The following is a 9,887-nucleotide window of genomic DNA, read 5'->3' on the forward strand; positions in this document are numbered from 1 at the left end:
ATCAGACGATCCCGGTCAGGTAGTAGACGGCGATCACGAAGAAGACCGCCAGCGTCTTGATGCAGGTGACGGCGAAGATGTCGCCGTAGGATTGCCGGTGCGTCAAGCCGGTGACGCCCAGCAGGGTGATGACGGCGCCGTTGTGCGGCAAGGTGTCCATGCCGCCGCTGGCCATGGAGGCGACGCGGTGCAGCACCTCCATCGGGATGCCGGCGGCGTTGGCGGCGGTGATGAACTGGTCGGCCATGGCCGCCAGCGCGATGCTCATGCCGCCCGACGCCGATCCGGTGATGCCGGCCAGCGCGGTGACGGTCACCGCCTCGTTCACCAGCGGGTTGGGAATGGCGGCCAGCGCGTCACGGATCACCAGGAAGCCCGGCAGTGCCGCGATCACCGCTCCGAAGCCGTATTCGGACGCCGTGTTCATCGAGGCCAGCAGCGAACCGCCGATGGCGGCCTTGGTGCCTTCGGCGAAGCGCTGGGACACCGGCTTCCAGGCGAAGGCCAGCACCATCAGGATGCCGCAGAGCAGAGCCCCTTCCACCGCCCAGATGCCGGCGACCGAGGACACTTGCGTCACCAGCGGCTTGGCGCCGGGGGTCAGCGCCACTTCGCTGGTGGCGCCGTAGACGCTGGGGATCGCCATGGTGAACAGCTTGTTCAGCACGCCGACGGCGACCAGCGGCGACAGCGCCAGGATCGGGTTCGGCAGCGCCTCGGACGCCACGGCTTCCGGCTCGTTGGTGTGGCCGCTGCCATAGCCCTCGCCGCGCGCGATGGCCGAACGGACGCGCCATTCCAGATACAGCAGGCCCAGCGTCAGGATGAAGACCGAACCGATCAGACCCAGCCAGGGAGCGGCATAGGCGTCGGTCTTGAAGAAGGTGGTGGGGATGATGTTCTGGATCTGCGGCGTACCCGGCAGCGCGTCCATGGTGACGGTGAAGGCACCGAGCGCGATCACGCCGGGGATCAGGCGCTTGGGGATGTCGCCCTGCCGGAACATCTCGGCCGCGAAGGGATAGACGGCGAAGACCACGACGAACAGCGACACGCCACCGTAGGTCAGCAGCAGGCAGACCAGCACGATGGAGGTCACCGCGCGCTCGCGCCCCACCAGCTTGATCACGGCCGAGACGATCGACTTGGAGAAGCCGGACAGCTCGATCACCTTGCCGAACACCGCGCCCAGCAGGAAGACCGGGAAGTACAGCTTCACGAAGCCGACCATCTTGTCCATGAACAGGCCGGTGAAGATCGGCGGCACCGCGGACGGGTCGGTCAGCAGCACGGCCCCCAGCGCCGCCACCGGCGCGAAGAGGATGACGCTGAAGCCCCGGTAGGCGACCAGCATGAGGAACGCGAGCGCTCCCAGGCAGATCAGGAAACTCATTTGGACGGTGCTCCCTCGGTTATTCTTTTCCGACGCTTGGCGTCTGGAGTGTCGTTTTCGGAATTCACGGATGAAGCAGATTGCGGAGCCGGGCCATGCCGGCGTCGTAGAGGTCGCGGACAAACCGTTCGGCTTCCGCCTCCGTCCCCTCTTGCGGGTGGGAGGCGTAGGGATGGAAGGTGGCGGTCCAGTGAAGCACGGCCTGCCCCTCCCCATCGGCCCGCAGGCGGATTTGCGCCAGCAGGTCGACGACCGGATACGGTCCCTCGATCACCGCATAGGTGTAGGCGTCATCGACCCGGCTGACATGCTCCAGCCGGTGGACGACCGGCGAGCCGTCGTAAAGCCGCAGGCGCCTGAGCGCGCCCTTTTCCGTCCCGTCCACGGTCATGGAAACCGCGCCGGGATACCATTCACCGACAGCGCCATCCCACCGCACCAGCGGCCACACGTGGCGCGCCGGGACAGGCAGAAGGGTTGTGGCGGTGACAAGCGGCATCGCGGCGCTCTTTCCTGGCAAACCCCGGGACGGGGGTGCATGCATCCTTATCAGCAAGGGTTATGCCAGGGCGGCCTTGACAGGATGTCGCAGGCGAAACCTTTGGAATAGCGGATTTTTTGCAGTGCACACTAAAATCGCCTGGGACCGACCTCTCTCTTTTTCGAGACTATTGACTGAGGAATCGTCTCGTTTTCAAGATTTTGTCTTCTTTTCGAGACATGGCTTCCAAGCGTGACGATCGGGAGATCAGGTGGTTGAGCGGAGCTGCGGAATGCCGCTTGACCTTCCCGTTGCTGGAAGGTGCAGCCTTTCCAGATCATCCGCACACCTTAACTCCCAAGGGAGAAGATCCATGCTGACGTTGAAGGTTTCCGGAATGACCTGCGGCCATTGCGCCCAGACCGTGACCAAGGCCTTAGAGGCTCTCCCTACCGTGGAACGCGCCCTCGTCGACCTGAAGGCCGGCGAGGTCGCGATCGAAGGCGGCGCCGAAGAATCCGCAATCCGGCAAGCCATCGAGGATGCCGGCTATGAGGTACAGGGCCGGGCGTGAAAGGTCATCACAAATAAGAAAATGGGCGCCGGACCAAAGTGGTCGGGCGCCCATTCTCGGCGGCGTTTTTCCCGGAAGGTTCTTTGAAGGTCGTTTTATTTGGTCAGGATCAGCTTGTTGGCGCGGGTCACACGCAGGCGGTAGCTCTGCCCGGCGTGCTGGATCACGATCTCGCGGCTGCCCGACATCAGGCGGCCGGATTCGACCACCGGCAGGGATGCGGCGAAGGAAGCGGGAACGGAGACGGCGCTGTCGTGCATGGCGAGTCTTTCTTGCTGGACGGACGTTGCGGTTGGCGATGTCCGGGCGTGAACCCTGGACAGGACCCTAACTCGGCCCGAAGCCAATTGCAAGTCATTCTCATTCGCTTTTGAAAATTGACATCCTCTCCCGCGATCAGTCCCGAACCGCGCGGCGGACCGTCCAGCGCAGCCCCACCACCAGCAGCTTGTTGTATTCGTTGACCAGCAGGTTGGCGGTGCCGGGCCACATCCACCAGTCGTCGAGATGGACGGTGGGGGCGACGACGGGATGGGGGACCAGTTCCACATCCGGCATCGCCATCGACAGCTCCAGCAGGCTGCGGCGCATGTGATAGTTGGCCGTCACCAGCCGCAACGACCGGAATCCCTGGTCTCGCATCCAGTCGGCCGTCTCATAGGCATTGCCGATGGTGCTGTCGGCGGAATAGCCCAGCGTGATGCAGCACTCCAGTTCGGTCGGGGAACGGCGGGACAGCTTCAGCAGTTCCTGCACATCCACCCCGTCATAGACGCCGGAGACGAACAGCTTCCTCGCGCGGCCGGCGGCGAGCAGTTCAAGCCCGGTGCCCAGCCGGTGGCTGCCGCCGGTCAGCACGACGATGGCGTCGGTCGGCCGGTCGGCCTCGGCACCGCCGGGGGACGACCGCGGCACGTCGGCCGCATACCAGAACAGCCCGCCCAGCCAGACGGCCGCCAGCACCAGCATGCCGACGATCACATGCGCAATCGCCCGCGCCATCATTCCGCCGCCGCGCCGCCGGTGACCGTGGCTCATCATGGTGCCGACCAACCCCCGGTCCTAGCCATGGCCCCACTCATGGCGCGGATCATGACCCTAATCATGGCATGGACTCCAGCGTGCGCAGCACGGTCCAGCGCGCGGTGACCAGCGCCAGAAGGGCCAGCCCCGCCGGCACCAGCAGCAGGGCCCCCCATTGCCAGGGCTGCAACGCCAGATCGGGCAGCAGGCTGGCCCGCAGCCCCTGGGAGGCGCGGTGCAACCCATACATCGTGCCGCCGGCCAGCAGCAGCCCGAGCCCGCCGCCGCGCAGGCTGCGGCCCACCACATGCCGTTCGAACTGGCGCGAGACATAGCGGTCGGTGGCGCCCATCAAATGCAGCAGTTCCACCACCGGCCGGTGGAGGGCAAGGCCGGTGCGCACGGCGAAGACCACGGTCATCACCGCCGCCGCCCCGATCAGCACCACGACACCCAGCGCCGCCAGCCGGATCGCCCCGGCGAAGGAGCGCAGATCGGCCAGCCACACCGCATGGTCGTCCAGCGTCGCCCCCGGCGCGGCGGAGGTCAGGCGCAGGCGGAGTGCCGCGACATCGACCGGCCCGTCGGCGGCGACGTCGATCAGCCGCGGCATCGGCAGCAGCGGATCCGCCGCCCCCGCTCCCAGCCAGGGCTCCAGCAGCCGGGCGATCTCCCCCCCGCCCAGCAGGGTCGCCGTTCGGATGCCGGGGAAGGAGCGCAGGACGGTCAGCGCCGCCTCCGCCCGCTCGTCCAACGGGGCGACGGGGGCGCCCGACATCGGCGCCACCTGCACGGTCAGGCCGCCGGCCAGCCCGCTGTCCCAGCGCTGGGCCATGTCCGACACCAGCATGGCGCCGGCCAGCGCCAGCGCCGCCAGGAACGCCATCAGCGCGGTGATCCAGCCGAGGAAGCGCGAGGAGGGGTCGACCGCCAGCGGCAGGTCGGAACGGGGCCGCACCGGACGAAGCGCCATGCCGCTACTCCCACCTTGAGTCGATGGGCCTCGAATCGATTGGCCCCGGGTCATTGGCCCGCGCATCCTTCGTGCGGGCCTCGACGCGGCCGCGCGCCGGCAGCACCATCAGCCGGCCGTTGTCGAGATGAAGGCGCGGGTGGTCGAACCGGCGGATCAGCGCCTCGTTGTGGGTGGCGATCACCACGGTGGTCCCCAGCTTGTAGAGTTCCTCGAACAGGTAGAGCAGCCGCATGCCGATGCCGTCGTCGACGTTGCCGGTCGGCTCGTCGGCCAGGAGCAGCCGCGGCCGGTTGATCACCGACCGCGCGATGGCGACCCGTTGCTTCTGCCCGCCCGACAGGGTGGAGGGCGTGGCGTGCAGATGGTTGCCAAGGCCGACCCAGCGCAGGATCTCGCTGCAATGGGCGACCACGTCGGTCTCCGGCGTGCCGGCCATGCGCAGCGGCAGCGCCACATTGTCCAGCGCCGACAGGTGGTCGAGCAATGCGAAATCCTGGAACACCACGCCGATCTGGCGGCGCAGTTCCGGCAGGTCGCGGCGGGTCACCACCGCCATGTCGCGGCCGAACAGGGTGACCAGCCCGCGCGAGGGCCGGTGGGCCAGATACATCAGCTTCAGCAGCGACGATTTGCCCGCCCCGCTGGCACCGGTCAGGAAATGGAACGAGCCCGGCTGAAGGGTGAAGCTGATGTCCCGCAGCACCTCCGCCTCGGTGCCGTAACGCAGGCCGACATTCTCGAAACGGATCACGGTTCCACCACAGCTTGTCACCCTTTCGCGCAGCCCCCCTCCATGCCGGGGACAATGCACCCGGCCGGGAGCGGAGTCCACCCTGCCCGGCAAAAGGCCCTCCCCTCCCCGCCGTCCTCTCTCCGCCGTCCTCTCCCTGGCCGCGCGGAATACTTGAGAAGTCGGCGAAGACCTGACAAGTTGCCGGCCATGATCTGGATCCGGTCCCTCGCCTTCAACATCGCGTTCCACCTCTGGACCGCGCTGATGTGCTTCGCCCTGCTGTGGATGCTGCTGCTGCCGCGTCCGCAGATGGTCGCGGTGGTGAAATGGTATCTCGGCACGGTCGGCTGGCTGGAGCGCACGCTCGTCGGCATCCGCTACGAGGTGCGCGGGCGGGAGAACCTGCCCGACGGCCCCTTCCTGCTGGCGGCCAAGCACCAGTCGGCATGGGAGACCATGAAGCTTCACCTGCTGGTGAAGGACCCCGCGATCATCCTGAAGCGCGAGCTGATGTGGATCCCGATCTGGGGCTGGTACGCCGCCAAGGCGAAGATGATCCCGGTCGACCGCGGCGCCGGCGGGGCGGCGATCAAGTCGCTGATCCGCAACTCCCGCCCGGTGCGGGACGAGGGGCGCCCCATCGTGATCTTCCCCCAGGGCACCCGCGTGGCGCCGGGCACCTATCGCCCCTACCGCATCGGCGTCGGCATGCTCTATGACAGCCTCCGCATTCCCATCGTGCCGATGGCGCTCAATGCCGGCCTCTATTGGCCGCGCCACAGCTTCCTGAAGCACCCCGGCACGGTGGTGGTGGAGTTCCTGCCGCCGATCATGCCCGGCCAGCCGCGCGCCGAAGCGATGCGCGACCTGGAGGAGCGGCTGGAGGCCGCGAGCGACCGCCTCGTCACCGCGGCCGGCGGACCGCCCACCCTGCGCCCGCCGCCACCGGAGCCGGCACAGGGCAAGCGGACGGCGGCCGCCGTCTCCTGACGGAAGGCATAGGGGCCGGTCCCCACGGTTAATCCCTTGAGCGCCGCCGCGTATCTGCCTACCCTCGCGCAACGAATCGCCGGGAGGGCCGGTTGAACCGGCCCCGGATGACGCGCGAGAGGATGGATGACGCAGACCGCGAAGCCCCCCAGGCCTACCCGGTACCAGGATCGCTGGACGGAGCGATGGCGCGCAGCCGCCGTCGCCCTGCTGATGATGGTACAGCCGCTGGCGGCCCCCGTCGGCACCATCCTGACCGCTCCCGCGGGCCCTGCCCCGCTTGCAATCGCCGTCACCGCAGCAGCCGTCACGCTGGCGCCGGGCGATGCCGAGGCCCGCGCCGGGTCCAGCAGCCGGTCGTCCAGCAGCCGGTCGTCCGGCGGCTATTCGCGCCCATCGCGCACCCCGTCCGTCGGCAGCAGCAGCAGCGGCGGCAGCGGCGGATACTCCCGCCCCTCCACCTCGCGGACGCCGTCCACCGGAAGCGGCGGCGGCTGGTTCTCCGGCGGGTCTTCGAGTTCGAGCGGCGGCTATGCCCGGCCGGGCAACAGCGCCCCGTCGGTCGCCGCCCCGCCGACCTCGGCAGGGGACCGGACCTTCAGCCAGCAGGGCTCGGCCGATGCGCTGAACCGCTACCGCACCAAGCAGGAGGCCGACCGCACCCCGCCGGCCCAGCCGGGCGCGCCGCCGCCCGCCGCCTCCACCCAGGGGCGGACCGGCGGGTCCAACAGTTCCAGCAGCTCCGGCGGGTCCAGCTGGGGCTGGGGCTGGGGCGGCTCCTCTAACCGCACGCCGTCGACGCGCCCGGCGCCGGCCAACCCCTATGGCGGCTATGGCTGGAGCCCGCCGCCCTACACCGTCAGCGCCCCGCGCCGCTTCGGCGTCTGGGACGGGCTGTTCCTGTGGTTCATGCTCGATACGCTGACCCGGCCGGGCCATGCCGCCTTCTTCCACAACAACGCCGACGACCCCGGCTACCGCGAATGGCGCCAGGAGGCCGACCGGCTGGCCCGCGACAATGCGGAGCTGCGCGGCAAGCTGGACCAGCTCGACCAGTCGGTGGCGGCCCAGGCCGGCACCCCGCGCCAGGCCGGCCAGCTGCCGCCCGACGTGCCGGCGGATCTGGCGCGCGCCGATTCGGCCAGTTCGGTGGACAGCGCCAGCGCCGCGCAGGCGTCGCGCAGCTCCGGGCACGGCTTCTGGTGGTGGGGCCTGCTGCTGCTGGGAGCGGCGGTGCTGTTCCTGCTGTGGCGGGCGCAGCGGCGGATGGATGCGCCATCCAAACCGAATGCAGTCGCCGGCGGCCCTGTTTCCAAGGGCTCCGGCTCCAAGGGAGGATCTGACGTGCCCCTGTTCGGAACGCTCGGCAACTATGTGAACCAGAAGCTCGGCGGCAAGGCCTACAGCCCGTCGCTGTTCCGGCTGGGCATGACGGTCACCATCGACCCCACCCCCTTCCTGCTGGCGGAGAGCGCCACCAAGGTCAAGGCGCCCGACACCGGCACCGACCGGCTGGTGTCGATCGAGGCGGTGGGAACCGTCACCTCCGGCCCGGCCACCGTCTACCGCCTGCATCTGCCGGGAGGGGGCTTCTTCCAGATCCATCTCGGCCCCGACGGGCAGCCGGACGAGTGCCGCTATTTCACCCCCATCGACAGCGTCACCCCGTCCGACGAGGGCGAGTGGGGCTTCTGGCTGGACGATGCGGAGGGGATGATCGGCTGGCCGGAGTTCCAGACCAAGGACGGCAAGCTCTATCCCCGCGTCTGGCAGCCGGGCGCCAGCCGCATCCAGCCCTTCACCCTCAGCGAGGCGCGCCAGACCCTGCGCGGGACCGAGACGGTGACCAGCCAGGCGATGCTGTACGGCACCCCGACGAACGCCGGGGACCCGGCGCCCGCCACCGAATATATCCTGGTGGAGGCGGTGGAGCGCGCCGGCCGCGCGTCGGTCGAGATCGCCGCCGGCATCGACGTGAACCCCGCCTCCCTCTCCCTGTCCTAACCCCCCACACGACAAGAGTGCCGGCCCCATGGAAAGCACCTTCGGTTCCATCCTGACCGCGCTCGGCACCGGCCTTCCGGTGCTGCTGGTCCAGCTCGCCGTCACGCTGGCGCTGCTGGCGGTCGGCGTCGCCGTCTACACCCGCATCACCCCCTTCGACGAGCGCCGGCTGGTGGCGGAAGGCAATGCCGCCGGCGGCCTGACGCTGGGCGGGTCCATCGTGGCGCTCGCCATTCCGCTGGCGGCGACGCTGGCGACCAGCAGCTTCCTGCTGGACATCGTGCTGTGGGGCGTGGTGGCGGTGATCCTCCAGCTGGTCGCCTTCGCCGTCGCGACCCTGCTGATCCGCGACCTGCGCGGCCAGATCGAATCGGGCAACGTCGCGTCGGCGGCGACGCTGGTCGGCGTCCAGCTCGGGGTGGCGGTGATCAACGCCGCCGCCATGGCCGGATGAGCCGGGCGGGATGAGCCGGGCCGGGTAAACGGGGCGGGATAGAGAAAATCGCCCCCGAGAGGTAAGGACGGGGGTCTGGTTCCCGGATCGCCCCCACCCCATCTGTGCAGGCGAAGCGTCCGCGGCCTTGGTCCGGGGGCGCCTCCAACAACCCTCCTTCGACAGGAATCAGCCATGCTTGCCTTCATCCGCAACCTTATGGGTGTCAAGACCGACCAGGCCGTCCAGGGCGCCATGGAGGCGCTGGTCCGCTGGGATCCGAAGTCCGCGACCGAGGCGGAGCTGCGGACCATGGAGCAGCATCTCGACGGTCTGGGCCGGCAGGTGGCGGAAGCCCGCGCCATCCATGACCGCGAGCAGCGCGAGGCCGACGAGATCAAGGCCCTGTCGACCCAGCGCATGGCCGCCGCCGAGCATCTGCAGCGCCAGATCGACGGCGAGACCGACCCGTCGCGCAAGGCCGCCCTGGAAAAGAGCCTGGAGACCGTCATCGCCATGCTGGAGGAGATGGCCCCCGACATCGAGCGCGAGGTCCGCGACGCCGTCGAGGCGCGCGAGTTCCTGGAGATGCTGGAGAAGAACTATGCCGACGCCGGCGCCAAGCTGAAGGCCGCCCGCGCCGAGCTGACCCGCGCCCAGCGCGACATGGGCCGCGCCGACCAGCAGCGCGCCATGGCCGAGCGTCAGGCCGAAGCCGCCCGCCAGGCCGCCGGCCTCGCCGGCGCCACCAGCGGCCTGACCGTCGCGCTGAAGGCGATGCAGGACACGGCGGCCAAGGATCTGGCCGCGGCGGAGGCCGCCAACGCCAAGGCCAAGCTGCTGCGCCCGTCGGCCCCGGAGAAGGAAGACCCCAACATCGCCGCCGCGCTGGCCGCCGCGTCGGGCAAGACGGCGCCGACCAGCCTGTCCGACCGTCTGGCGGCGCTGAAGGCCAAGCAGGGCTGAGGGTTCGGGGGATGGGATGACGAGGTCGGCGGGGGAGGACTCCGCCGATCCTTACCTCCTGGGGGCCATCCCGGGCGGCATCAGGGGGGGCATCAGGGGGGATGGAACAGCGTGAAACGGTTTCCGGCTGCTGTTCCATGTTCACCGGCCCGCCTCACGGACGGTCGCCTCACGGACGGTCGCCTCACGACCGGCCGCCTCACAGACGGTCGAAGGCGGCCTTTCCGCCCTTGCGCTCCAGCGCCGAGCCGAGGGTGGGATAGGGATCGTCGGGGTTGAGGGTGTAGGGATAGACGCCCTTCGGCCCCGGCGCT

General features: G+C 69.2%; 11 protein-coding genes. 5 read left to right on the forward strand and 6 right to left on the reverse strand.

Going from position 1 to position 9,887, the window contains the following annotated elements:
- Position 1: 1 nt before the first annotated feature.
- Both TSH64_RS23770 and TSH64_RS23775 read right to left on the reverse strand, forming a co-directional pair.
- Entirely contained in the window at positions 2-1,393 is a 1,392-nt protein-coding gene (locus TSH64_RS23770) for a GntP family permease (protein WP_109448782.1), read from the reverse strand.
- Between the two features lie 64 nt (positions 1,394-1,457).
- Complete coding sequence (locus tag TSH64_RS23775; protein WP_348770329.1) at positions 1,458-1,937, reverse strand: SRPBCC family protein; 480 nt, start codon at positions 1,935-1,937, stop codon at positions 1,458-1,460.
- A gap of 310 nt (positions 1,938-2,247) precedes the next feature.
- Between TSH64_RS23775 and TSH64_RS23780 the strand changes: the two genes are divergently transcribed.
- Entirely contained in the window at positions 2,248-2,448 is a 201-nt protein-coding gene (locus TSH64_RS23780; RefSeq protein ID WP_109448786.1) for a cation transporter, read from the forward strand.
- A gap of 95 nt (positions 2,449-2,543) precedes the next feature.
- Here TSH64_RS23780 and TSH64_RS23785 read toward each other — a convergent pair whose 3' ends face one another.
- The 4 genes from TSH64_RS23785 to ftsE all read right to left on the reverse strand — a co-directional run bounded on the left by TSH64_RS23785 (position 2,544) and on the right by ftsE (position 5,198).
- Entirely contained in the window at positions 2,544-2,708 is a 165-nt protein-coding gene (locus TSH64_RS23785; protein ID WP_098735831.1) for a hemin uptake protein HemP, read from the reverse strand.
- Positions 2,709-2,844: 136 nt separating this feature from the next.
- Entirely contained in the window at positions 2,845-3,486 is a 642-nt protein-coding gene (locus tag TSH64_RS23790; RefSeq protein WP_109452978.1) for a YdcF family protein, read from the reverse strand.
- Positions 3,487-3,550: 64 nt separating this feature from the next.
- Positions 3,551-4,444, reverse strand: coding sequence for a hypothetical protein (locus tag TSH64_RS23795; RefSeq protein ID WP_109448788.1), 894 nt, complete (start codon positions 4,442-4,444; stop codon positions 3,551-3,553).
- Positions 4,445-4,448: 4 nt separating this feature from the next.
- Complete coding sequence (ftsE, locus tag TSH64_RS23800) at positions 4,449-5,198, reverse strand: cell division ATP-binding protein FtsE (RefSeq protein ID WP_109448790.1); 750 nt, start codon at positions 5,196-5,198, stop codon at positions 4,449-4,451.
- A 189-nt stretch (positions 5,199-5,387) separates the two neighbouring features.
- Here ftsE and TSH64_RS23805 point away from each other — a divergent pair, with 189 nt between their 5' ends.
- The 4 genes from TSH64_RS23805 to TSH64_RS23820 all read left to right on the forward strand — a co-directional run bounded on the left by TSH64_RS23805 (position 5,388) and on the right by TSH64_RS23820 (position 9,573).
- Positions 5,388-6,170 (forward strand): lysophospholipid acyltransferase family protein, encoded by a 783-nt coding sequence (locus TSH64_RS23805; RefSeq protein ID WP_109448792.1) that lies wholly within the window; start codon positions 5,388-5,390, stop codon positions 6,168-6,170.
- Positions 6,171-6,296: 126 nt separating this feature from the next.
- Positions 6,297-8,174 (forward strand): DUF2491 family protein, encoded by a 1,878-nt coding sequence (locus TSH64_RS23810; protein ID WP_109448794.1) that lies wholly within the window; start codon positions 6,297-6,299, stop codon positions 8,172-8,174.
- 28 nt (positions 8,175-8,202) lie between these two features.
- Positions 8,203-8,628, forward strand: coding sequence for a DUF350 domain-containing protein (locus TSH64_RS23815; protein ID WP_109448796.1), 426 nt, complete (start codon positions 8,203-8,205; stop codon positions 8,626-8,628).
- Positions 8,629-8,802: 174 nt separating this feature from the next.
- Positions 8,803-9,573 (forward strand): hypothetical protein, encoded by a 771-nt coding sequence (locus TSH64_RS23820; RefSeq protein ID WP_109448798.1) that lies wholly within the window; start codon positions 8,803-8,805, stop codon positions 9,571-9,573.
- The last annotated feature ends 314 nt before the right edge of the window (positions 9,574-9,887 follow it).

This window comes from Azospirillum sp. TSH64, from assembly GCF_003116035.1.
Taxonomy (GTDB): domain Bacteria; phylum Pseudomonadota; class Alphaproteobacteria; order Azospirillales; family Azospirillaceae; genus Azospirillum.

What these genes read in the sequence shown, in the direction of transcription:
- TSH64_RS23815 (WP_109448796.1), top strand. Translation starts at nt 8,203, where the DNA reads ATGGAAAGCACCTTCGGTTCCATCCTGACCGCGCTCGGCACCGGCCTT.
- TSH64_RS23790 (WP_109452978.1), bottom strand. Translation starts at nt 3,486, where the DNA reads ATGAGCCACGGTCACCGGCGGCGCGGCGGCGGAATGATGGCGCGGGCG.
- TSH64_RS23775 (WP_348770329.1), bottom strand. Translation starts at nt 1,937, where the DNA reads ATGCATGCACCCCCGTCCCGGGGTTTGCCAGGAAAGAGCGCCGCGATG.
- TSH64_RS23820 (WP_109448798.1), top strand. Translation starts at nt 8,803, where the DNA reads ATGCTTGCCTTCATCCGCAACCTTATGGGTGTCAAGACCGACCAGGCC.
- TSH64_RS23810 (WP_109448794.1), top strand. Translation starts at nt 6,297, where the DNA reads ATGACGCAGACCGCGAAGCCCCCCAGGCCTACCCGGTACCAGGATCGC.
- TSH64_RS23805 (WP_109448792.1), top strand. Translation starts at nt 5,388, where the DNA reads ATGATCTGGATCCGGTCCCTCGCCTTCAACATCGCGTTCCACCTCTGG.
- TSH64_RS23770 (WP_109448782.1), bottom strand. Translation starts at nt 1,393, where the DNA reads ATGAGTTTCCTGATCTGCCTGGGAGCGCTCGCGTTCCTCATGCTGGTC.
- TSH64_RS23780 (WP_109448786.1), top strand. Translation starts at nt 2,248, where the DNA reads ATGCTGACGTTGAAGGTTTCCGGAATGACCTGCGGCCATTGCGCCCAG.
- TSH64_RS23785 (WP_098735831.1), bottom strand. Translation starts at nt 2,708, where the DNA reads ATGCACGACAGCGCCGTCTCCGTTCCCGCTTCCTTCGCCGCATCCCTG.
- TSH64_RS23795 (WP_109448788.1), bottom strand. Translation starts at nt 4,444, where the DNA reads ATGGCGCTTCGTCCGGTGCGGCCCCGTTCCGACCTGCCGCTGGCGGTC.